Here is a 22363-nt window from a genome sequence, read left to right on the forward strand (position 1 = left end):
TTACTCGATTCGGTGGTTGGCCAATTGGTTGCGAATTTCCTCAGGGATGGGGACCGCTTTATCAGTTCCATAATCGAAGTGGATCAGAACGGCCTGGCCCCGCGCAATCTGCTTGCCATCCTGCCAGGCTTCCTGAACAGCCTGAAACGAACTGTTGCCGATTTTTCCGACGCCTGTGCGAACCTCGACCGGAAGGTGCCAATAGCTTTGCGCGACAAAATCGATTTCAACGCGAGCAATGATGAGAGGCCAGGTTTTCAAATCCAGCGTCGGATGGAAGATACTGAACAAAGGCATCCTGGCCTGTTCGAACCATACTGGCAGCGTTGTATTACTGATGTGACCAAGGGCATCTGTGTCGCTGAATCGGGGCTGAAGTTCATAATAGAACATGCAAAATTCCTAATGGTTAAAACCAGATACTATACGCTTAGTTTCTGGGTACATAAAAAAACCCGAAGCTTTCGCTCCGGGTTTCGGGTCTAAAATTCAAGCCAGAATGTAAGGAGTTTACTTTTCCACAAAAGCCCGCTCAATCACGTAGTGCCCCATGTCACCACCTCTGGCCTCCTTGAAGCCCATTTCATCAAGGATGGAGCAGGTATCCTTAAGCATGCTCGGACTACCACAAATCATGAACCGATCATCTTCAGGGTTTAAGTCGGGCAGACCAAAATCACCGGTTATCTTGCCACTCTGCATTGCGTGGGTAAGTCTACCCTCATTTCGGAACGGCTCGCGGGTAACCGTGGGGTAGTATTCCAGCTTGCCCTTGACCATCTCTCCAAAGAATTCATTTTCCGGCAATTCTTCAATCTCTTGCTGATAGGCAAGCTCCGAGATATATCGCACGCCGTGGGTCAGAATAACCTTATCGAAGGCATCGTATACGTCCGGGTCTTTGATGATACTCATAAATGGAGCAAGGCCGGTGCCAGTACTGATTAGCCAGAGATTCTTGCCGGGCAGCAGATTATCCAGAATCAACGTGCCCGTAGGCTTCCGGCTAACGAGGATTTCATCCCCTACCTGAATCTTCTGAAGACGCGAAGTGAGCGGACCGTCTTGTACCTTGATAGAAAAAAACTCCAGCTCTTCTTCATAGTTGGCGCTGGCAATGCTGTAGGCACGCATCAGCGGTTTACCTTCAGTTTCCAGACCAATCATCACAAAGTGACCATTCTTGAACCGGAACCCCGGATCACGACTGGTCTTGAAGCTGAACAGAGTATCGTTCCAGTGATGCACGCTGGTTACAGTTTCTTTTATCAGGTTGCTCATTTAAACCTCTGGCCTGTCCGGTTTGTTATCGGCGGCGAATGTTGCAAATATGAATTGCCTAAAGTCTACCCCATCTCTAACCTATCGATGAAATGGGTTATTCTCATAACCTTATTCGGGTACATCGATTTAGAGCATTTTGTTATGAAATACAGCTTCAGGCAGCTCGAAGTATTCCTGGCGGCCGCTCACTTCCAAAACATTACCCGCGCCGCGGAATCTTTGGCCATGTCCCAGTCTGCCGCGAGCAGCGCGCTCAAAGAGCTGGAGAACCAATTCGACATCCAGCTATTCGATCGTGTTGGCAAACGCCTGCAGCTGAACGAACTTGGGCGACTCTACCGACCCAAGGTGGAAGCAGTTCTTGCTCAGGCAACCGAACTCGAACAGGCCTTCAGCAAACATTCTGAAGTAGGTGCCCTGAAAGTCGGCGCCACCTTGACTATCGGTAACTATCTGGCCGTAGGCGTTATGGCCCAATACATGAATACCCCTACCCGGCCACGCGTTTCGCTGGAAGTAGCCAATACGAGCACCATCGCTCGTCGGGTCAAAGATTTTGAACTGGATATCGGCCTGATTGAGGGCGAGCTGCAATCCTCAGAACTTGAGGTTATACCCTGGCGCGGTGACAAACTGGTGGTCTTCTGCTCGCCTACCCACCCATTAGCAGCGAAGAAGGAAATTTCGGACGAAGACCTTCGGAGCGCTACCTGGATTATGAGAGAGCAGGGTTCCGGAACAAGACAGACCTTCGAACGGGGCATGCACGGCCTGCTTCCGGACCTGAACGTACTGCTGGAACTGGAGCATACCGAAGCCATCAAGCGAGCCGTGGAAGCTGATCTCGGTATAGGATGCCTGTCGGAAGTTGTGCTTGCCGACGCCTTCAAGCGTGGCAGCCTGATGCCTCTCAAAACACCGTTAAACCGGAACTTTGAGCGCCAGTTCTATTTTATTTTGCACCGGCAGAAATACCGGAGCGCGGGAATTGATGCCTGGATTAGCCTTTGCCGTGCGCTTGCCTGAAAGACCCTAGCCAAGAGGGCCGCTGTGAAACCTGAACTCGCTATCTGGCTCGAGAATCAGCTCTTTTTCAATAGCCAGAAACTCTGCAACCCTGGCGTCAACAGGTTCACCGTTTGCTTGCTCTGCCAGAGCCAGATAATCGCGGTAATGACGAGCTTCGGATTTGAGCAGGCTACTATAGAAATCCGCCAGCTCTGCATCCAGAAACGGAACAAGTGCAGCAAAGCGTTCGCATGAACGAGCCTCAATGATTGCACCTACCACCATTACATCGACCAGGCGACCCGGATCATCCGTGCGCACGTCTTTACGCAGCCCCGCTGCGTAGCGCGCCGGAGTCAGGTGGCAATAGGATATTCCCCGCTTGTTGATAATGGCCAGAACCTGCTCGAAATGACGAAGCTCCTCCCGGGCCAGACGAGACATTTTGTTAAGCAGGTCGGTGTTATCGACATACCGGTACATAAGGCTGAGCGCTGTAGATGCCGCCTTTTTCTCGCAATGGGCATGGTCGATCAGCATCAGATCCTGATTGGCAAGCGCGTCGTCAATCCACCGCTGAGGCGTTGCGCAAGGCAAAAAGTCGTGGATCTCCTGCAAGGCCTGAGCCATCGTGTCGGTTTTGCTGTTCATGGTGAGTAACTACGTGAATAAATTGGGTGCGCGATTATAACCTAGCTAACAGACTTCTCCGACCTCTGTCCAACTTAACTTTATAAGGGGTTTCCTATAGAATGCAGCGCCAACTTAAGGTCTTTCCGCCAAAGAACTCCCGCCAGGCGTATTGCCAAAGCGCGGGACATACCAACTGATGAGGGTCCATATCGTGTTAGAAGCCTACCGTGAACACGTTGCAGAACGTGCGGCTCTGAATATTCCGCCGAAGCCGCTGAACGCTGAACAGACCGCTGCTCTGGTTGAGCTGCTGAAGAACCCGCCGGCCGGCGAAGAAGAAACACTTGTTGATCTGCTGGAAAACCGTATTCCACCAGGCGTAGACGAAGCAGCGTATGTAAAAGCTGCCTTCCTGAGCGCTATTGTCAAAGGTGAAGCTTCATCTCCACTGATCGACAACAAAAAAGCTGTCCAGTTACTGGGCATGATGCAGGGTGGCTACAACATTGCCACGTTGGTTGACCTGCTCGACAACGCTGAACTGGCTGAACTGGCAGGCAAAGAACTCAAGCACACCCTGCTTATGTTTGACGCATTCAACGACGTCAAAGAAAAAATGGATGCCGGCAACGAAGTTGCTAAATCCGTTGTTGAATCCTGGGCCAACGCAGAATGGTTCACCAACAAAAACAAGGTTGCCGAGAGCACCAAAATGGTGGTTTTCAAGGTAACCGGCGAAACCAACACTGACGACCTGTCCCCTGCCCCCGATGCCTGGTCCCGTCCGGACATCCCGCTACACGCCCGCGCCGCCTATAAAATGGAACGCGATGGCCTGAAGCCAGAGGAGCCAGGTGTAACTGGCCCGATGAGCCAGATTGACGAAATCAAATCCAAAGGACTGCCTGTTGTCTTCGTTGGTGACGTCGTAGGTACTGGTTCTTCCCGTAAATCTGCCACCAACTCGGTTCTGTGGTTCTTCGGTGACGACATTCCTGGTGTGCCGAACAAGCGTGCTGGCGGTGTGTGTATCGGCAACAAAGTTGCTCCTATCTTCTTCAACACCATGGAAGATGCCGGCGCTCTGGTATTTGAAGCACCTGTAGACGACATGAACATGGGCGACGTGATTGAAATCCGTCCATACGAAGGCAAGATCCTGAACGAAGCCGGTGAAACCATCTCCGAATTCAACTTCAAGTCTGACGTTATCCTGGACGAAGTTCAGGCTGGCGGCCGCATTCCTCTGATCATCGGTCGTGGCTTGACCGCGAAAGCTCGTGCAGCTCTGGGCCTGGGCGCAACAGATCTGTTCCGTCTTCCGAACGATCCTGAAGCCGGCACCAAGGGCTTTACCCTGGGTCAGAAGATGGTTGGTAAAGCATGTGGACTGGAAGAAGGCCAAGGCGTTCGTCCGGGCACCTATTGCGAGCCACACATGACGACCGTTGGCTCCCAGGACACCACTGGCCCGATGACCCGTGACGAGCTGAAAGATCTGGCTTGCCTGGGCTTCCAGGCTGATCTGGTTATGCAGTCTTTCTGTCACACAGCGGCTTACCCGAAGCCTGTTGACGTTGAAATGCAGCACACCATGCCGGACTTCATTCGTAACCGTGGTGGCGTTTCCCTGCGCCCGGGCGACGGTATCATCCACTCATGGCTGAACCGTATGCTGCTGCCAGATACTGTTGGCACCGGTGGTGACTCACACACCCGTTTCCCGATGGGCATTTCCTTCCCGGCCGGTTCTGGCCTGGTCGCGTTTGCCGCGGCTACCGGTGTTATGCCACTGGATATGCCAGAGTCTGTGCTGGTTCGTTTCAAAGGCGAAATGCAGCCAGGCATCACTCTTCGTGATCTGGTACACGCAATTCCCCTTTACGGCATCAAACAGGGCATGCTGACCGTTGAGAAGAAAGGCAAGATCAACGAATTCTCAGGTCGCATTCTGGAAATTGAAGGCCTTGAACAACTGACCGTTGAGCAGGCATTTGAGCTTTCTGACGCATCTGCTGAGCGCTCTGCAGCGGGTTGCACCATCAACCTGTCTGAAGAATCTGTCGCTGAATACCTGCGCTCCAACATCACCATGCTGCGCTGGATGATTGCCGAAGGTTACGGCGATGCACGTACACTTGAACGTCGTGCCACGCAGATGGAAGAGTGGATTGCCGATCCGAAGCTGATGCGCGCTGACAAGGACGCTGAGTACGCTCACGTTGTCGAGATCGACCTGGCTGATATCAAAGAGCCTATCGTGTGCTGCCCGAACGATCCAGACGATGCCCGCTTCCTGTCCGAAGTAGCTGGCGACAAGGTCGACGAAGTATTCATCGGCTCATGCATGACCAACATTGGCCACTTCCGTGCCGCTGGCAAGCTGCTTGATCAGAACAAGTCGCCTCTGAAAACACGTCTGTGGATGTCTCCTCCGACCAAAATGGACCAGGCACAGTTGATGGAGGAAGGCTACTTCAACATCTACGGCACGGCCGGTGTACGTACTGAAATGCCAGGCTGCTCACTGTGCATGGGTAACCAGGCACGAGTGGCTGCAAAGAGCACTGTACTGTCTACCTCAACCCGTAACTTCCCGAACCGTCTTGGCGATGGTGCCAACGTGTACCTGACATCGGCGGAACTGGCAGCTGTAGGCGCGATACTTGGCAAACTCCCAAGCCCTGCGGAGTACATGGAGTACGCCAAAGATCTGAACAGCATGTCGAAAGAGATTTACAAGTATCTGAACTTCGACCAGATGGAGAACTACACCACGAAGGCGTCTGAAGCGAACGTTGCTTAAGTCCTGACCTTCAAGGTTCAGCTCCACGAAAAACGCCAGCCTCCGGGCTGGCGTTTTTTTATGACCGGTAAACAAGCTTTGAACTAATAGACCACAAGCCGGATCAGTATCGCGCCTGCCATCACAAGGGTAATCCACTTCACCCAGAGCGCCCCCTTCTGACTCAGATTCACTTTAACCGCCACAAATGCGCCAGTGATATTACCAATCGCTAATACCAGCCCCATACCCCAACGCACCTGGTCGTTGAGGGCAAAAATCAGCAACGCCGGCAAGGTATAAAGCAAAATGATCGACACTTTGAACACATTCACCTGGGGCAGATCAATGCGCAGCATTCGATACAAAACCACAATAAACAACGCCCCTACACCTACCTGAATAAAGCCTCCATAGACACCGATCAGGAACATGGCAATATAGATCACCGGCCCAAGCCGGTCCGGCGTCAGCGGGTTGGTGTCCAGCCTCGGTTGAGGCAACAGCATGAACACTGAAGCACCGATCATGGCAATGATCAGCACCCACTCGAATATCGCGTCCGCAACCCAGGTTGCTACCCAGGCACCCAGTAAAGAGCCCAGAACCGCAGGCACAGCAAGATGTAGGCTGACCCGAAGATTTCCATGACCCATACGCCTGAAGCCTGCCACTGCAGTAGTACTCTGCAGAATGATGGCAACCCGGTTAGTGCCATTTGCGACCTGCGGTGGCAGCCCAAGAAACATCAACAGCGGCAAGGTCAACATAGAACCTCCCGCTGAGAGTACGTTTATAAATCCGGCAATACCGCCCAGTGCGAGCAATGCTGTTACTTCAACTGCAGTCATGTAGAGCTCGAAATTCCCGGCTTGCCAGCCTCATTTACGATAGCTGAACGCTTCCCGCAACGGCTGCTCCAAACCAGAACAATAAGAAAAATCACCAGCCCCGCGCCATCTACCAATATCTGTCCATGGGGCCAAAGCATCAGGGCGCCAAGTGGAAACATCAATAGCCGTACAAGCCAATTAAGTTTGTGTTCAAGGTAGCCCTCTAGCCCGGCAATGATCGCGTAAATACCAAACAGAGCAAAACAGAATACCCGGATCATTTCGGTGAAGTCTCCGGTGATCAGCGGCGAATATGCAAAAAGCAGCGGCACAATATATAACCCCTTGGCCAACTTCCAGGCGGTAAACCCGGTGCGCATCTGAGGCGTGCCCGCGATCGCTGCAGCGGCAAAAGCTGTGAGGCAGACCGGCGGCGTTACGTTTGAATCCTGGGACAGCCAGAAGATGACCATATGGGCAGCCACCAGGAGCATGGAAAGAGCCTCCGCCGATAATGCCTGCTCAAGAAGCTGGCTGCTGAAAGTATCCGGCACCACAGAGAGCATCTGCTGAGCGGTTACAGCATCCATGGGCGCGTCGAGCAGCGACAGTTTTTCGGGTGCAGCCAGCATGAAGATGGCTTTGGCCTGATCTGGCAAATTACCGTTAACCATCAGTTCAACCAATTGGCTCTGCGCGATCAGATTATAGATAGCCGGTGCAGAGAGGGTGGCAAGCACGATATAAGCAGCCGTTACCGGTAATCCCATGCCCAGAATCAGCGAAGCCAGGGCAACCAGAAAAATCGTTATCAGCAGGCTCCCACCGGCCCAATCGGTAATCATCAGTGAGAAGGTGTTGCCGATGCCGGTGGTGGATACAACCATAACGACGAGGCCCACAGTAATCAGCAGGATCGCGGTAGTCGTGATGTTTCGTGTCCCCATCGCAAGAGCATCGAGAATATCCGCAACGCCCATCGGTTGTTTTGATAGCCAGGACGCCACCACCACTGAAACGATTGCAATTCCCGCCGCATAGGTCGGCGTAAATCCATATACAAGAGCGGCAACGAGAACGACCAGGGGCAACAGGTAATGCCACCCCCCCTTGAGAACCTCTCTGAGTGAGGGCGCCGCATCGTCTTCCAGCTTGACCGCGTGACTGCGCTTGGCCTCGATGCGCACAAACATTGCCACCGAAATGAAATAAAGAAGGGCAGGCAAAGCAGCAACGCCAATGATGGTGAGATAGGACACCTGGGTATAGGAAGCCATGATAAACGCACCGGCTCCCATCACTGGCGGCATCAGCTGGCCACCGGTGGAGGCCGCCGCTTCAACGCCTGCAGAAAAACGTGCCGGGAAACCGGCTTTACGCATCAGCGGGATAGTAATGACGCCGGTGGAAACCGTGTTCGCGACGCTGGAGCCCGAGACCGACCCCATAAGGCCGGACGCGAACACCGCTACGAATCCGGGGCCACCGACAAACCGCCCTGCGGCACAGCGTGCCAACTCTATAATAAAGTCCCCTGCCCCGGACTTTACCAGGAAGGCACCAAATAAAATAAACATGAACACGTAGGTCCAGGAAATCCGGGCAATGGACCCAAGCATGCCCTGACCACCGATATAAGAGCGGTAAAGAACGGTCTCCCAGGATAGGCCGGGGAAATTGAAAATGCCATCCACATACTGGCCCCACCAGGCCACATACGTCAGTGCAACCACACAAAGCAGGGGAATAAACCAGCCAACCGTTCTGCGAGCCAGTTCCAGTATCAGCCCGACAGATACAATGGAGACAACCCAGTCACCTGTATCAAAACTGAATCCGCGCTGATACAGATCGTCTTCAAACATAATCAGGTAAAAAGCACAGGCAAGCGCAGCAAACCCAAAGACCACATCAACACCCAGAACGAGCCGCCGCCCGCCGGTTGAACCTGCCTTGAGCATAGGAGTCGTCAGTGTGCATATCAGACCGAAAAGGCCGAAGTGCAAGGCGGAACTCCACAACTCCGACATTGTTGAGATGGTATTGAAGTAGAGATGAACGAGCGCCGTGCCGATAGCAAGCCAGAAGATCACCGGCCCGATCAGCCGGTGCTCCAGACGCTCGCTCGCCTCGCTGGCACTTTCATCACGAACCGCAGCAGCAGGTTCATGCTCTGTATTACCAACAACCATTATTGTGCAATCAAACGATCAGGAATCTTCAATCCCTGTTCCTGATAGAAACGTGCTGCACCGGGATGGAGCGGCATGGGCAGGCCCGCAATAGCCTTTTCCAACGCCATCGCTTTCGTTGCCGGATGAATATTGTTCAGGAACGGCAGGTTTTCGTAAATTGTCCTGGTAATCTCATAAACATCTTTCTCTGGCACATCATCGCGGACGGCCAGAATATTCGGCTGAGCAATAGTATTGATATCCTCATCCTGGTTTGGGTAGGTGCCTGCGGGAATTTTGTATGCTGTCCAGAGCTCAAAATCGCTGTTGACCTGAGCAACTTGCTCCGGGGTGAAGTCCAGGGTCGTGATTTCATCACCCATATTGGCATAAGCCCGTGTTACGGCAGCCGCAGGCACACCTGCCGGTATGTTCATACCGTCAATATTGCCATTCTGCAAAGCATCAGCACTCGGACCATAGCCCTGATACGCAAGGTTTACCTTTTCCAGATCGATACCAACCTTTCCGAGAATGAAGCGGCCGGAACCTTCTGTACCTGAGTTTCTGGCCCCGATGGAGAAGCTTTCTCCATACAGGTTACTCATGTCTTCGATCGTCCCAGTTTTCGTGACTTTTTTGGTCACGACAAAGTGCTCCACGTTTTGCCAAAGCATGGAAACGGAACGGAGGTTTTTATAAGCCTTGGGAACCGGCCCTGACCCATTCCAGGCATAAGCACCATAAAGCCCCTGGAGAATACCGAACTGAATCTGATCCTCATCCATCAGCTTGAGGTTTTCGCCGGAGCCGGCCGAGCTGATCGCCGAAACCGATATACTGGTTGAAGGCTCAAGCTTGACTTTGATGAGCGTTGAAATAGCGACGCCTACGGGATAATAGGTTCCACCCGTTGTGGCTGTGCCCATTACATAATTACCTTCCGCCTGAACGCCGGCAGAAAAAGAAACCACCGCAGCTGTTAACAGCCCCGAGGCATATTTCAAAACACTGTTTTTACTCATGAAGCGGATCCCTTTTATCATTGTTCTGATTCACATCTTGAAGGCTAACCATCTAAAGATAGCTGCATGCTACCGGATCTACCAGCCCAGCCTTAAAGCCTGCCTCATAAACGAAAAAAGGGCCCCCTGAGGAGCCCTTTTCAACATCAAACGTTAAACGTTTTTAGGTGTGATCCACCGCCTGATACTCGTTTGCATCGGAAGTTGCAAGACTCACCACTATAATGGCAATAAAGGAGGCAATGAAGCCCGGAATGATCTCATAGACGCCAGGGCCACCCATGAACTCACCGTTCCAGCCCAGCGACACCCAGATCATTGCGGTGCCTGCGCCCACAATCAGACCCGCCAGCGCACCTGCACCATTGGTACGCGACCACATCAGAGACAGGATGATCAGCGGACCAAACGCGGAACCAAAACCTGCCCAGGCGTTACCTACGAGAGCCAGAACCTGTGAGTTCGGGTCAGAGGCGATAACGGAGGCAACAAGACCTACAAGCACTACACATACACGACCAACGTTTACGCATTCCTTGTCGCCAGCTTCCTTACGCAGGAACAAGCGATAAAAGTCTTCTGTCAGGGACGACGAAGACACCAGCAGCTGGCTGGAAATGGTACTCATTACCGCGGCTAACAGAGCTGCATACAGGAAGCCCGTGATTAGCGGATGGAAAAGCAGGTCCGCAAGAATGATAAAGATGGTTTCCGGGTCGGCAATGTCCATCCCGTTACGCACCGCGTAAGCTCGGCCGAAAATACCCAGACCAATTGCGCCAATCAGTGAAATTGCCATCCAAGACATACCGATGTTACGGGCAGCAGGAACTTCTTTCACAGAACGGATCGCCATAAAGCGAACAATGATGTGTGGCTGGCCGAAATAACCCAGACCCCAGGTTACAGCGGAGAGCCACCCGATAAATGTTAGCCCTTGAGTCCAGGATAGGAGCTTGGGGTCTACCTCATTCAGTGTTTGGGTTGCCTGAGCGAAACCACCACCGCCTTCGCCAAACAGAACAACAGCCGGCATGAGAACCAGCGCAACCATCATGATGCAACCTTGTACAAAGTCGGTCATGCTCACGGCCAGGAACCCGCCAACAACCGTGTAGGCTAATACAACGCCCAGTGTGATAACGATGCCAACGCTGTAGTCACTCAGACCACCAAAGTTGAAGATTCCAGCGAATGCACTTTCAAACAGCTTGCCACCCGCTACCAGACCAGATGCGGTATAAACAGCGAAGAACACGACGATAACGATTGCCGACACTGTTCTCAATGGCAGTGCCTGGGTAGGAAAACGGTTCGCAAGGAAAGCCGGAATAGTTAAAGCATTACCGTAGTGAACGGTTTGCGCACGCAGCCTGGGTGCAACAAGTACCCAGTTAAAGAACGCACCCACAAACAGACCAACGCCGATCCAGGCAGAAGCCAGACCCGAGACATACATGGCGCCCGGCAAGCCCAGAAGCAACCAGCCACTCATGTCAGAAGCACCAGCAGACAAAGCCGCTACTTTCGGACTAAGCCCCCTGCCACCAAGCATATAGTCTTCCGATGAAGACGTAGATGTGCGCATCGCATAAACGCCAATAGCGATCATGAGCGCAAAATAACCAATCAGACTAATCCATACACCAATAGCCATGGGGTTCCTCCGGTTTAAAGAGCAGACAATATCTGCTCACAAAGCACAGACCTGACAGGTGCGTCAGCTTACTGTGTCATTCTTCTTGTGTACTGGAATGCCTTCCGAATCTGAGAGAGGCAAGGTATCGCAAACTCGACCTTAACTATAGTCAAGTGTTGCCAATTTGCGACCGCAACAACCCTCAGCCCGGCAGGATGATATTTGACATAACAAGCCTAGTATTACTACGTATTATCGGCTTACAAAATCCTACGATTTTTTTATGGAATTCTACGGGAGTCAGATACTCACAAAGCAGATCAGGCAACGTTATCGCGAACTTGCAACCTCGTAGGGGTCGTCCCCTTGTGTTTTCTCAGAGCATTGGTCAAAGCGCTTTGTGAAGAGAAGCCAACCCGGTAACTGATTTCCGACACAGAAAGTTGTGTCGAGGCAAGGAGGTTCATAGCTTGATTCAGACGGGCCTGTAACAAGAATTGGTGGGGTGTGGTTCCGACCACGTCACGGAAAACTTCATGAAAGCGGCTTACGCTCAGACAGGCCTCACTGGCCAATTCCTGCACCGTAATTTTTCGATGGAGATTGTCCCTTATGTAAGTCTGCATGGCGTCCGGGCTAAGGCTATGGCGGCTGGGTACGCTCACCTTGCGGTCAACAACCCTGTCTGCCATACAGTAGAGGATACTGGCGGCAAGATGGCCATGCATTGCCAGATTACCGGGAGAACGATCAAACTCTCCGGCTGCAAACTGAACCAGCCCCTGTAAACGACTGTCCATATGAATCGTACGCGGCTTTTCGAAGACACGCACCATACGTTCATAGTCTGCGTGGTGTGGCGAAGTAATAACAGGGGTTGAGGGGTCCAGGTTGATAACCATCACGTGATTCTGGTGATCACCGCAATAGTCGTGCCTTGCTTCCGTCGGAACCAGGCACGCTTTCCAGGTATCAAGGTGAGATCCGGTTCCGTCAACACTCAAATCCGCCTCGCCCCGAACACCAATCACTATCTGATGATGCTCATGGCGGTGCTGATGAGATGCGGTTGGCAGTTTGAGCAAACGGGCATCCAGCATAGACGCGACCGGAACCTTTAATTGAGAATATGACTCAATTAAAGCAGATCTGACTGGAACTTGCACATAAGTTCACTAACTTGGGCACTTACAGCCTCTAATGGAGCAGCAGCGTCCACGATATTGTAGCGAGCTGGCTCGGCAGCAGCACGGGCCAGATAGGTATCGCGAATACGTTGAAAAAAAGACACAGCTTCCTGCTCAAAGCGATCCAGCTGTCCGCGATTCCTGGCCCGGGTCATGCCGGTTTCAACCGGTGCGTCCAGCAAGACCACATGATCGGGGCGCACGTCTCCCTGTACCAGGTTTTCGAGCAGCGCAATCCGCTCAAGCGGAACACCCCGCCCGCCGCCCTGGTAAGCGAAAGTTGCATCGGTAAAGCGGTCACAGAGGACCCACTGCCCCTTTTCAAGCGCCGGAAGAATAAGCGTATGCAGGTGCTGTGCCCTGGCAGCGAACATCAGTAGCAGTTCGGTGAGATCGTTAACAGGTTCATCCCGTGGGGCCAGGAGCAACTCACGAATTGCTTCAGCCATAGGCGTGCCACCTGGCTCACGGGTAACAATACAATCAACGCCAACCGCTTTCAGAGTTTCGGCTGCATTCGAAATCTGGGTAGATTTACCCACACCCTCAGTGCCCTCAAAGGTAATAAACCGGCCAGCTGAACTCATTCTTTTTCCTCCACCTCAGGAGCGGGTGAAGACCGGTAATCGGACCGCCGATTCAGCTGAAACGCCCGCACCGCCTTCTGGTGCTCTGCCAATGTTCTGGAGAACTTATGGGTGCCATCGCCCCGTGCTACAAAATAGAGAGTGTCACCCGGTTCCGGATGCAACGAAGCATGGATTGCCTCGCGCCCCGGCAATGCTATGGGTGTAGGCGGAAGACCGTTAATGCGATAGGTGTTATAAGGCGTGTGAGCACGCAAGTCCCGACTGCCGATCTTGCCTTTGTATTTGTCGCCCATGCCATAAATCACGGTAGGGTCTGTTTGTAAGCGCATACCTTTTTCCAGGCGCCGGACAAACACCCCTGCAACCTGCCCCCGCTCATGGGGAGCGCCGGTTTCGCGCTCAACAATGGAGGCCATGATCAGCGCCTCATAGGCATTGTCGTATGGCAGACCTTCTTCCCGCTCTTTCCACTCTTCCGCAAGAACACCCTCCATACGCTGGAACGATCGCCGGAGCAGGTCGAGATCAGACTCACTACTCGTAAACAGGTAAGTATCCGGGAAAAAGCGTCCCTCTGGATGCTCACCTTCCGCCCCGACGGCTTCCATAATCTGTGCATCCGACCACTCCGAGGTAAGCCCCTCAAGACGCTCGGTTGCTGAAAGCGCCGCGCGCATATCGCTGAACGTCCAGCCTTCAATAAACTGCACAGACCAGTGCTTGGTATCACCTGCCACCATTTTGCCGAGCATCGCTTCCACGGTCATACCGTCAGTAAACTCATACTCTCCGGCCTTGATTCTTGCCTGATCAGGAAACAAGCGACCGTAAATACGCACCCAAAGGCTCTTTTCAATCAGGCCACGCGTCTCCAACTGCCTGGCAACCCCACTGAAAGCCGTACCGCCAGGCACGTTGAACAAAACCGGTTCAGCCAGGACTACCGGCTTAGACAGCGAACCCAGCCCTTGCCAGACCCACAAACCAGTGCCCGCGCCAACCAGCACAGCAGCGCAAATTCCTGCAATCAAAAGTTTTTTAAACAAACGGATTATTCCAGCAGTTCGAGAGGATTAAAGATTGTCGCAAGTCCATCATCGACAGGCAAATCCTGCCCCGCCAGACTGCGCGCAGGTACAACTCCGATAACGCTGTTGAGGAGGAAAAGCCCTCGGCAATGAGCCCCCAATGCATCTTCGACACTCACATCACGCTCGAGGACAAGCTCCCCCTTGGCTCTGAGCCTTTCCAGCGCCCACTGCCGCAGTACACCGGCGACAGCAAGGCTTCTTACAGGCGGTGTCACCCAGCCGTCAGACATTTTCAAGAGTAGATTGGTTCGAGTGCCCTCAACCAGATTACCGGCACTGTCAGACATGATGACTTCGAACAGATCACCCTCAATCTCCCGGGCAGCCATAACCTGTTCCAGCCGGTTGAGCGACTTGATCCCAGCAAGAAGCGAATTTACTGTCAGGGGTACCCGAGAGAAGTCAACCGCAACACCAGAGGCCGTCGGAGCCTCAGGCATTGGCCCGGCAGATACCATAAGATTCGGGCTGACTCCCGGGCCCGGTCGATATCCCCGCCCACCCTCTCCGCGGGTAAGAGTCAATTTGAGTACCCAGGCGCCGTCCTCCTGCTCGCTCGCATACCGGCCAGAATAATGGCTGATTGCGGCAGTAGTGGCTTTTCGAAGCTCTGTCAGAGAAACCGGAATACCCAACCGCCCCGCATCACGAACCATCCGGTCAAGGTGACGGGAAAGCAGCACACCCCGAGTTCCGTGCATTCTTATGGTTTCGAACAAGCCATCCCCGTACGCTGCACCCCGGTCACGGGCAGGGAAACCACCTTCATCAGCCCAACGCAGGTTGAACATACCTACTCAGCCTTCGTAGCGGCTGACAATCAAAGTACCGTTGGTGCCGCCAAAGCCAAATGAATTGGACAAAGCCACGCGGACATCTGCCTTACGGCAGGCATTGGGCACAAGATCGAGATCGCAGCCTTCAGCCGGGTTATCGAGGTTGATGGTTGGCGGCAATACGCCATCACGTATCGCAAGCAGGGAAAAAATCGCCTCCACGGCGCCCGCCGCACCAAGCAAGTGTCCAGTCATGGACTTTGTACTGCTCATGGCCACCCGGCTTGCGTGGTCACCAAGCACACGTTTGACCGCCGCAACTTCAGCCACATCGCCCACAAGCGTCGATGTTCCGTGTGCATTGATGTAATCGACACTTTCAGGCTCCAAGCCGGCATCCCGCAGCGCATTGCTCATGGAGCGTGCAGCGCCTTCTCCATCTTCCGGCGGCGCTGTAATGTGGTGGGCATCATCACTCATACCAAATCCGACCAACTCACCGTAGATGGTTGCACCACGTTTTTTAGCGTGCTCCAGCTCTTCCAGTACCAGCACCCCGGCACCGTCACTGAGCACAAATCCATCTCTGTCTCTATCCCACGGCCGGCTGGCTTTCTCAGGCTCGTCATTACGGGTAGACAGTGCCCGGGCGGATGAAAATGCAGCTATGCCTGTGCGCGTTGTGGCCATTTCAGAGCCACCGGCCAGCATCACGTCTGCATCGCCATAAGCAATGGTTCGGGCGGCGTAGCCAATATTATGCGTCCCCGTGGTGCAGGCGGTAACAATGGCGATATTTGGCCCCCGGTAACCAAACCTTATTGCGGCATTTCCGGAAATCATGTTGATGACGGACGCCGGGACAAAAAACGGTGATACTTTGCGTGGGCCCGATTTCTCCATCGTCAACACGCTCTTCTCGATATACTCCAGCCCACCAATACCTGAACCTATTGCTATACCTGCACGGTCACGATCCAGCTCGTCATATTCAGTAAGCCCACTGTCATCGACGGCTTGCTGGGCCGCAATCAGACCATAATGAATAAACGCATCAAGCTTTCTGGCTTCTTTGGTGGAAAGATAGGGGGCCAGATCCAAATTCCTGATCGCACCACCAATACGGGTGCTGTATTCGGAGGCATCAAAGCGATCGATCTTTCCAATTCCGCTACGACCTGCCTGAATAGCCTCCCAGGAAGAAGCCACATCGTTTCCCAAAGGAGACAACATACCCATGCCAGTGACCACAACCCGCCGTTTACTCATACCGTTTACCCATACCGTTTACCCATACCATTTACCCGTAAGCCGTTCACCTGCTCTTTCAACTTCCGCTGTTACTGAATGAACCCGAAGCACGGATAATTCTCAGGCAATAAAAAAGCCGTCCCTCGCTGAATAACAAGGACGGCTTTTTGCCTGACTTACTTAAATGCAGAGTATCAGGTATGCGCGACGATATAGTCGATCGCGTCCTGTACACTGGCAAGCTTCTCGGCTTCTTCATCCGGAATTTCAGTTTCAAATTCCTCTTCCAGTGCCATGACGAGCTCAACGGTGTCCAGTGAGTCAGCGCCAAGATCCTCTACAAAAGAAGATGAGTTCTGAACTTCGGACTCTTTAACGCCCAACTGTTCACAAACAATCTTCTTCACGCGCTCTTCAACTGTACTCATAATATCCTCACTTTGTGTATCAACCAAGCAACTCAATTGCTGCCAGTTTAGTGTAAACCCTACCTGCAGACAAGCAGGGATTCGGTTAAACATGTTGTGCGACAAGGGGTTGCGCACGAGCCCCGGAACCGGAGCTTATCCCATGTACATTCCGCCATTTACGTGAATGGTTTCACCAGTCACATAGCCGGCAATATCAGACGCAAGAAACGCAACCAGAGCCGCCACTTCTTCAGGCTGACCCAGGCGACCAGCAGGTATAATTCCCAGCATAGCCTCACGCTGCCCGTCGTCCAGTTTTTTCGTCATATCTGTATCAATAAATCCAGGCGCGACACAGTTAGCAGTAATGCCACGGTTCGACATTTCCTTAGCCAGGCTACGGGTAAAGCCTTCTACGCCAGCCTTTGCGGCACAATAGTTAGCTTGCCCGGGGTTTCCCATACTGGCGACCACCGAGCTGACATTGATAACCCTGCCCCACCGGGCCTTTGCCATGCCTCGCAAAACAGCTTTACTGGTACGGTACACGCTTGAAAGGTTAGTTTCGAGCACCGAACCCCAGTCATCATCCTTTAAACGCATCAGCAAGTTGTCACGGGTTATACCCGCATTATTCACCAGAATCAGAGGTGCGCCGGATTTCCCGGCAATCTCTTTCAGCCCTGTTTCGATACTTTCAGGGTCAGCGACATTCATCACTATGCCATAACCGCTAACACCTGCAGCCTGAAGGCTATCCGTAATGGACGCTGCTCCCTCGGCGCTGGTCGCGGTGCCAACCACCTCTGCGCCCTGTTTTCCAAGCGCCAGAGCGATAGCTTTACCAATTCCTCGGGTAGCACCAGTTACCAGTGCTGTTTTGCCTTCCAGAGACATGCGCAACTCCCTTTCTTCAAGACGGTTCAAATGCCGCAAGTGCAGCTGTCAGAGCCTCGGGATCTTCGATCCCGTAAACAGCGAGCCCACGGTCAATTCGCTTGGCCAGCCCGGCAAGCACTTTACCGGTACCACACTCAATTGCGACAGTAACATCGCTATTCACCAGAGCGCGAACCGAGTCGGTCCATAACACCGGGGAATACAGCTGTTTGAGAAGATTGGCTTTCAGTGTAACCGAATCTGTTACGGCTGCAGCGTTAACATTCTGTATAACCGGTGTGACGGCATCATTAAACCGCACCTCATCAAGTGCCTGAGCCAATTCCTCGGCAGCGCCTTTCATCAACGCGCAATGTGATGGAACGCTAACCGGCAAAAGCATGGCTTTACGCGCGCCCTTTGATTTACAGGCCTCGATAGCCCGATCAACAGCAGTCGCGGAGCCGGCAATAACTACCTGGCCTGGCGCGTTAAAATTCACGGCTGATACGACGTCACCGTTAGCCGCCTCTTCACAGGCTGACACAACGTCAGCATCTTCAAGACCGAGAATGGCTGCCATCTTACCCTCACCGGCGGGCACAGCTTCCTGCATGAGCTCACCGCGCAGACGCACCAACTTGACAGCTTCCACGAAATCCAGGCTTTCAGCGGCAACAAGAGCACTGTATTCACCCAGGCTGTGTCCAGCAACAAAATCGGGTTTCGGCCCCCCTGCGACTAGCCACTGACGCCATAATGCAATACTTGCTGTCAGAAGTGCAGGCTGGGTAACCATCGTCTGGTTAAGCTCTTCTGCCGGCCCTTTCTGGCAAAGCTGCCAGAGATCGTAGCCCAGCACATTAGAAGCTTCAGCGAAGGTTTTGTTGATCATGGGCCAAGACTCAGCGGCCGCGGAAAGCATGCCAACTGACTGGGAGCCCTGTCCGGGAAATATAAAGGCTGATTTCATAAGCGGGATCTTATCGTCAATGGGAGTTTCAGGAGATTAGCCAATAGTACAAGCTGGCCTGATTTTGCGCGAGTCTGCCGCAAATGCGATAACGACTTTAGTCTGAGGCAGTCAGAGCATCAGGTCATCAAGGCGCTCATTGATACGCCGGGGCACTTCCAGTTCGACTTCTCGCACGGCTTGCCGGATAGCAGCCAGCATGGCACGCTCGTTGGCATTGCCATGGCTTTTTATGACCACACCCTGCAGACCAAGAAGACTGGCACCATTATGACGGGAGGGATCCATCAGCCGCAGGAGTCGCCCGACGATAGGGCGGGCCAGAGCACCCACAAAACGGCCGTAAAGCGTGCGAGTGAACGCCTGCTCCATGAGCTCAATAAGCAGCCCGGCAACACCTTCGCCGGTTTTCAGCGCAATATTGCCGACAAAACCATCGCACACCACAACATCAGCAACATCGCGAAACAGATCGCTGCCTTCCACATACCCTATGTAGTTAATAGAATCGCACTGGGCAAGCATGTGAGAGGCAAGGCGAACCTGTTCGTTACCCTTTATTTCTTCTTCGCCAACGTTCAATAAGGCAACTCGCGGCTCACCCTGGCTGCAGATTGCTGAGGCCATAAGAGAGCCCATCAGGGCATACTGGTAAAGGTTTTCTGCGCTGGAATCCACATTGGCGCCAAGATCGAGAACATGACACCGTCCTCGAAGCGAGGGAATCAGTTTCGCAATTGCCGGGCGCTCAATACCAGGATACATACGAATAATGGATCGACCGAAAGCCATAAGAGCCCCGGTATTTCCGGCACTGACACAACCCTCAGCCTCGCCATCACGAACCAACCCCAGGGCGATGGCCATGGAAGAATTTTTCTTGTGTCGCAACGCATGGGAGGGGCGCTCATTCATGCGGACAACATCCGCAGCCTCCACTATACGAATTCGCGGGTGCCCTTCACGCAAAAAAGCCTCGAGCTCGCTCCGGATTCCCACCAGAATGAAACTCAAGGCTTTATTTTCACGCACCGCTTCGAGAGCCGCGGCAACCACTACTGCAGGCCCCCGATCGCCACTCATAGCATCAACCGCTATGGTGACCGGCTTCACCGTACTTCCACCCGTCTGAGTGTTGATGCGGCTATGCAACGAGATTACTCGTCGTTAGCTTCGATTACCTGCTTGCCACGGTAGAACCCATCAGGGGACACGTGGTGACGACGGTGAACTTCGCCAGTTGTTGAATCTGTGCTCAGAGCAACAGGGCTCAAAGCATCGTGGGCACGGCGCATGCCACGCTTGGAACGGGTCTTACGGTTCTTCTGTACAGCCATGGTTATACTCCTGACCTGTTAACGTAAACTTTGCTTGAATATCGTTACAAGTAACGTGTGTTCGTTTAATTGCGCCGGCACCCGTGAAGATACCCACGCCCGTATTAATGCTTTGTTTTTCCGAGACCCGCCAGCACGCTGAACGGGTTATCCTTCGACTTCGCCTCGGCCTCTGCCGAGGCGTGGTCTGGCTCGTAGGCTTCCAGATCTTCTTTTGCCGGACACTCGCTCCGATCGTGAAGCGGATACGGGGGCAGAACCAGTAACAACTCGTCCTCCACCATAGACCAAAGGTCTGCACTGAAATCATCCGTCAGAAACGGCTCGAGATCCTTTGGCAACCGTTCTGCCTGCTCATCGCTCGTGACCAGCCCAAGTGTAAACGTGGAGGCCAGCACAGAATCCATGGACCCCATGCAACGCTGACATTCCAGTTTAACCGGAGCCTCCAACTCACCAGAGACGATGCGGCGGCGCTCGCTATCCTGATAAAAGGACAATTTCACACGACAAGCGGCACTGTCTTCGAACCCTAAAACAGATTCACGGAAACGAGACAAAGCACTGATAGGAATTTCTCCCTCCAGCACACTGTTATGCTCCGCCAACCGGTACGGGTCGACTATTTTCGGCAATTCGGCACTAGACGCATTTGACATAGGCGCGCAATTCTAGGGGCCAAGCTCGCTGCTGTCAAAGACTTCGTCGGGTTTTGATCAGGGGTTCCGGTTTCCGTAGGTGTATTCTACGATAAGCGCACTGAAAAATGGTGCACAATCCATACAAGGACCAACCTCATGCTCCGAAACCCTCTGCTGCTGGCGTCTTCATCGCGGTATCGCAAAGAACTGCTAACAAGGCTTGGCCTACCCTTCTCCAGCGCCAGCCCGGATATTGATGAATCACCCCTTGATGGAGAGGCGCCAGAAGATCTCGCTATCCGCCTGGCCACATCGAAAGCCAAAGCCCTGGCCTCCGCTTACCCGAAACACTGGATTATCGGCTCAGATCAGGTGGCCGCCTTGCCAGACGGCACCCTGCTCAGCAAGCCCGGGAATCACCAGAATGCCCGCGAACAACTAGCCCGAAGTAGCGGCCAGAACGTTAACTTCATGACCGGACTGGTGCTGCTCGATGCAAATAGCGGAAAACTGCAAACTTCCTGCGATCACTTTAAGGTCCATTTCAGGGACCTGACTGCCCCGGAAATCGACGCCTACCTTTTAAAAGAGGAACCTTATGACTGTGCCGGCAGCTTCAAGATGGAGGGCCTGGGCATTACCCTGTTCCGGCAACTAGAAGGCCAGGACCCCAACAGCTTGATCGGGCTACCATTAATCACCCTGACAGACATGCTGAGAGCCTGGGGCAGAAACCCGCTGCTTGAGCCTGCCCCGAAATTGCCAGCCTGAACCCTGCCGCTCTAACGCAGCTCCAGTCGAGATTCAACCAGTTGCCCGGCAATTCCCTGACCAAAAGACACTCCCAACTGGTCGACAAGGTCACGCAGCGCACCTTTCCGATGGCTGTAGTCGACGAGATCTTCCTGACCAACCACCTGCCTCGCAACATGTGAAGTGCTGCCAAGTCCATCGATAAGCCCCAACTCCAACGCCTGTTGACCGCTCCAAACCAGACCGCTAAACAAGCGCTCGTCATCTGCGAGGCGATCACCACGCCCCTCCTTTACTGCCTCTATGAACTGCTGATGAGTGTTCTCCAGAACGCTTTGCCAGAAGTCGACCTCCTGCTCCTGTTGAGGCGAAAAGGGGTCCAGAAAGGCCTTGTTTTCGCCTGCCGTATAAAGCCGACGCTCTACTCCCAGCTTTTCCATGGCGCCGGTAAACCCGAAACCACCCGCCACGACACCGATAGAACCCACCAGGCTCGCCCGGTTTGCATAGATTTCATCTGCCGCAGATGCAATATAGTAAGCACCGGATGCCCCGATATCCGAGATCACCGCATAAAGCTTCTTACCCGGGTATTCCTCCCGCAGTCGCTTGATCTCATCGTAAACATAACCCGACTGTACCGGACTTCCACCAGGGCTATTGATGCGAAGAACAACCGCCACAGCGTCCTCCTGCTCGAAGGCTGAACGGAGCGAGCCCACAATGTTGTCCGCACTGGCGAGCTCGTCTGCAGCGATAGGACCGTTCACTTCAACAACCGCTGTATGCTTACCAACAGTTGCGTCCAGACTACCCCCAAACGGCGACCAGACAATCGCCAGCAACGCAAACAGATAGGCAAAAGTGAGAAATTTGAAAAAGATCCCCCACCGCCGACTCCGCCGCTGCTCGGACTGCAGAGACATCACCAATTTTTCAATCAACCTCCAATCACGCCCCGATTCGGGCGGCAAACGCGGTTGATTTCTGCCTGGACGAGGCTCTGCAGGCTTATCACCCCATTCTGGCGATTTGTCGGAATCCCAGTCACTCATGCATTTTTCCCTGTCAGAAATTAAATCACTAAAATTGGC

Annotated in this window: 22 protein-coding genes; 3 read left to right on the forward strand and 19 right to left on the reverse strand. The window is 53.3% G+C overall.

The window, feature by feature from the left end:
- Positions 1-393 (reverse strand): thioesterase family protein, encoded by a 393-nt coding sequence (locus Q4606_RS07010; RefSeq protein ID WP_303607093.1) that lies wholly within the window; start codon positions 391-393, stop codon positions 1-3.
- A gap of 117 nt (positions 394-510) precedes the next feature.
- Positions 511-1281, reverse strand: coding sequence for a ferredoxin--NADP reductase (locus Q4606_RS07015; protein ID WP_303593356.1), 771 nt, complete (start codon positions 1279-1281; stop codon positions 511-513).
- A 144-nt stretch (positions 1282-1425) separates the two neighbouring features.
- On the opposite strand from Q4606_RS07015, the gene Q4606_RS07020 reads away from it, so the two are divergent.
- A complete protein-coding gene (locus tag Q4606_RS07020; RefSeq protein ID WP_303593358.1) occupies positions 1426-2310 on the forward strand; it encodes a LysR family transcriptional regulator in 885 nt (294 codons plus the stop codon).
- A 6-nt stretch (positions 2311-2316) separates the two neighbouring features.
- Here Q4606_RS07020 and Q4606_RS07025 read toward each other — a convergent pair whose 3' ends face one another.
- The gene (locus Q4606_RS07025) at positions 2317-2922 is read right to left on the reverse strand and encodes a tRNA-(ms[2]io[6]A)-hydroxylase (protein ID WP_303607363.1); all 606 of its coding nucleotides are present in this window, start codon (positions 2920-2922) and stop codon (positions 2317-2319) included.
- A gap of 214 nt (positions 2923-3136) precedes the next feature.
- On the opposite strand from Q4606_RS07025, the gene Q4606_RS07030 reads away from it, so the two are divergent.
- The gene (locus tag Q4606_RS07030; protein WP_303593360.1) at positions 3137-5731 is read left to right on the forward strand and encodes a bifunctional aconitate hydratase 2/2-methylisocitrate dehydratase; all 2595 of its coding nucleotides are present in this window, start codon (positions 3137-3139) and stop codon (positions 5729-5731) included.
- Between the two features lie 83 nt (positions 5732-5814).
- Here Q4606_RS07030 and Q4606_RS07035 read toward each other — a convergent pair whose 3' ends face one another.
- The 15 genes from Q4606_RS07035 to Q4606_RS07105 form a co-directional block, all read right to left on the reverse strand.
- Positions 5815-6561: a sulfite exporter TauE/SafE family protein gene (locus Q4606_RS07035; RefSeq protein ID WP_303607094.1), complete on the reverse strand. Its 747-nt coding sequence runs from the start codon at positions 6559-6561 to the stop codon at positions 5815-5817.
- Complete coding sequence (locus Q4606_RS07040) at positions 6558-8735, reverse strand: TRAP transporter permease (protein WP_303607095.1); 2178 nt, start codon at positions 8733-8735, stop codon at positions 6558-6560. The genes Q4606_RS07035 and Q4606_RS07040 overlap by 4 nt, the downstream gene beginning before the upstream one ends.
- Positions 8735-9742 carry a TAXI family TRAP transporter solute-binding subunit gene (locus Q4606_RS07045; RefSeq protein WP_303607096.1) on the reverse strand — a complete coding sequence of 336 codons (1008 nt, stop codon included), beginning with the start codon at positions 9740-9742 and terminating at the stop codon, positions 8735-8737. Before Q4606_RS07045 ends, Q4606_RS07040 begins: the two co-directional genes overlap by 1 nt.
- Positions 9743-9905: 163 nt before the next feature.
- Positions 9906-11399, reverse strand: coding sequence for a sodium/proline symporter PutP (gene putP / locus Q4606_RS07050; RefSeq protein WP_303593368.1), 1494 nt, complete (start codon positions 11397-11399; stop codon positions 9906-9908).
- A 302-nt stretch (positions 11400-11701) separates the two neighbouring features.
- The gene (locus Q4606_RS07055) at positions 11702-12481 is read right to left on the reverse strand and encodes an AraC family transcriptional regulator (RefSeq protein WP_303593369.1); all 780 of its coding nucleotides are present in this window, start codon (positions 12479-12481) and stop codon (positions 11702-11704) included.
- A gap of 38 nt (positions 12482-12519) precedes the next feature.
- Complete coding sequence (gene tmk, locus Q4606_RS07060; RefSeq protein ID WP_303593370.1) at positions 12520-13155, reverse strand: dTMP kinase; 636 nt, start codon at positions 13153-13155, stop codon at positions 12520-12522.
- Positions 13152-14204 (reverse strand): endolytic transglycosylase MltG, encoded by a 1053-nt coding sequence (mltG, locus tag Q4606_RS07065; RefSeq protein WP_303607097.1) that lies wholly within the window; start codon positions 14202-14204, stop codon positions 13152-13154. The genes tmk and mltG overlap by 4 nt, the downstream gene beginning before the upstream one ends.
- A gap of 5 nt (positions 14205-14209) precedes the next feature.
- Complete coding sequence (locus Q4606_RS07070) at positions 14210-15040, reverse strand: aminotransferase class IV (RefSeq protein ID WP_303607098.1); 831 nt, start codon at positions 15038-15040, stop codon at positions 14210-14212.
- A gap of 6 nt (positions 15041-15046) precedes the next feature.
- Positions 15047-16294, reverse strand: a complete 1248-nt coding sequence (fabF, locus tag Q4606_RS07075) for a beta-ketoacyl-ACP synthase II (protein WP_303593373.1) — start codon at positions 16292-16294, stop codon at positions 15047-15049.
- A gap of 176 nt (positions 16295-16470) precedes the next feature.
- Entirely contained in the window at positions 16471-16704 is a 234-nt protein-coding gene (acpP, locus tag Q4606_RS07080) for an acyl carrier protein (protein WP_012136033.1), read from the reverse strand.
- Between the two features lie 135 nt (positions 16705-16839).
- Positions 16840-17583 (reverse strand): 3-oxoacyl-ACP reductase FabG, encoded by a 744-nt coding sequence (gene fabG / locus Q4606_RS07085; RefSeq protein ID WP_303593375.1) that lies wholly within the window; start codon positions 17581-17583, stop codon positions 16840-16842.
- Positions 17584-17599: 16 nt separating this feature from the next.
- A complete protein-coding gene (gene fabD, locus Q4606_RS07090; RefSeq protein ID WP_303607099.1) occupies positions 17600-18538 on the reverse strand; it encodes an ACP S-malonyltransferase in 939 nt (312 codons plus the stop codon).
- Between the two features lie 111 nt (positions 18539-18649).
- A complete protein-coding gene (gene plsX, locus Q4606_RS07095) occupies positions 18650-19651 on the reverse strand; it encodes a phosphate acyltransferase PlsX (protein WP_303594328.1) in 1002 nt (333 codons plus the stop codon).
- Positions 19652-19695: 44 nt separating this feature from the next.
- Entirely contained in the window at positions 19696-19875 is a 180-nt protein-coding gene (rpmF, locus tag Q4606_RS07100) for a 50S ribosomal protein L32 (RefSeq protein ID WP_303593377.1), read from the reverse strand.
- Between the two features lie 104 nt (positions 19876-19979).
- Positions 19980-20534, reverse strand: a complete 555-nt coding sequence (locus Q4606_RS07105; protein WP_303607100.1) for a YceD family protein — start codon at positions 20532-20534, stop codon at positions 19980-19982.
- Between the two features lie 138 nt (positions 20535-20672).
- Between Q4606_RS07105 and Q4606_RS07110 the strand changes: the two genes are divergently transcribed.
- Entirely contained in the window at positions 20673-21287 is a 615-nt protein-coding gene (locus Q4606_RS07110; RefSeq protein WP_303607101.1) for a nucleoside triphosphate pyrophosphatase, read from the forward strand.
- A gap of 11 nt (positions 21288-21298) precedes the next feature.
- Here Q4606_RS07110 and Q4606_RS07115 read toward each other — a convergent pair whose 3' ends face one another.
- Complete coding sequence (locus Q4606_RS07115; RefSeq protein ID WP_303593382.1) at positions 21299-22324, reverse strand: S49 family peptidase; 1026 nt, start codon at positions 22322-22324, stop codon at positions 21299-21301.
- Between the last annotated feature and the right edge of the window lie 39 nt (positions 22325-22363).

The sequence above is a fragment of the Marinobacter sp. 1_MG-2023 genome (assembly GCF_030549045.1).
Classification (GTDB): domain Bacteria; phylum Pseudomonadota; class Gammaproteobacteria; order Pseudomonadales; family Oleiphilaceae; genus Marinobacter.

Bases quoted from the DNA above. Each gene is read 5' to 3' on its own strand.
- Q4606_RS07010 (WP_303607093.1), bottom strand. From the start codon at position 393: ATGTTCTATTATGAACTTCAGCCCCGATTCAGCGACACAGATGCCCTT.
- Q4606_RS07015 (WP_303593356.1), bottom strand. From the start codon at position 1,281: ATGAGCAACCTGATAAAAGAAACTGTAACCAGCGTGCATCACTGGAAC.
- Q4606_RS07020 (WP_303593358.1), top strand. From the start codon at position 1,426: ATGAAATACAGCTTCAGGCAGCTCGAAGTATTCCTGGCGGCCGCTCAC.
- Q4606_RS07025 (WP_303607363.1), bottom strand. From the start codon at position 2,922: ATGGCTCAGGCCTTGCAGGAGATCCACGACTTTTTGCCTTGCGCAACG.
- Q4606_RS07035 (WP_303607094.1), bottom strand. From the start codon at position 6,561: ATGACTGCAGTTGAAGTAACAGCATTGCTCGCACTGGGCGGTATTGCC.
- Q4606_RS07040 (WP_303607095.1), bottom strand. From the start codon at position 8,735: ATGGTTGTTGGTAATACAGAGCATGAACCTGCTGCTGCGGTTCGTGAT.
- Q4606_RS07045 (WP_303607096.1), bottom strand. From the start codon at position 9,742: ATGAGTAAAAACAGTGTTTTGAAATATGCCTCGGGGCTGTTAACAGCT.
- putP (WP_303593368.1), bottom strand. From the start codon at position 11,399: ATGGCTATTGGTGTATGGATTAGTCTGATTGGTTATTTTGCGCTCATG.
- Q4606_RS07055 (WP_303593369.1), bottom strand. From the start codon at position 12,481: ATGCTGGATGCCCGTTTGCTCAAACTGCCAACCGCATCTCATCAGCAC.
- tmk (WP_303593370.1), bottom strand. From the start codon at position 13,155: ATGAGTTCAGCTGGCCGGTTTATTACCTTTGAGGGCACTGAGGGTGTG.
- Q4606_RS07070 (WP_303607098.1), bottom strand. From the start codon at position 15,040: ATGTTCAACCTGCGTTGGGCTGATGAAGGTGGTTTCCCTGCCCGTGAC.
- fabF (WP_303593373.1), bottom strand. From the start codon at position 16,294: ATGAGTAAACGGCGGGTTGTGGTCACTGGCATGGGTATGTTGTCTCCT.
- acpP (WP_012136033.1), bottom strand. From the start codon at position 16,704: ATGAGTACAGTTGAAGAGCGCGTGAAGAAGATTGTTTGTGAACAGTTG.
- fabG (WP_303593375.1), bottom strand. From the start codon at position 17,583: ATGTCTCTGGAAGGCAAAACAGCACTGGTAACTGGTGCTACCCGAGGA.
- fabD (WP_303607099.1), bottom strand. From the start codon at position 18,538: ATGAAATCAGCCTTTATATTTCCCGGACAGGGCTCCCAGTCAGTTGGC.
- rpmF (WP_303593377.1), bottom strand. From the start codon at position 19,875: ATGGCTGTACAGAAGAACCGTAAGACCCGTTCCAAGCGTGGCATGCGC.
- Q4606_RS07105 (WP_303607100.1), bottom strand. From the start codon at position 20,534: ATGTCAAATGCGTCTAGTGCCGAATTGCCGAAAATAGTCGACCCGTAC.
- Q4606_RS07110 (WP_303607101.1), top strand. From the start codon at position 20,673: ATGCTCCGAAACCCTCTGCTGCTGGCGTCTTCATCGCGGTATCGCAAA.
- Q4606_RS07115 (WP_303593382.1), bottom strand. From the start codon at position 22,324: ATGAGTGACTGGGATTCCGACAAATCGCCAGAATGGGGTGATAAGCCT.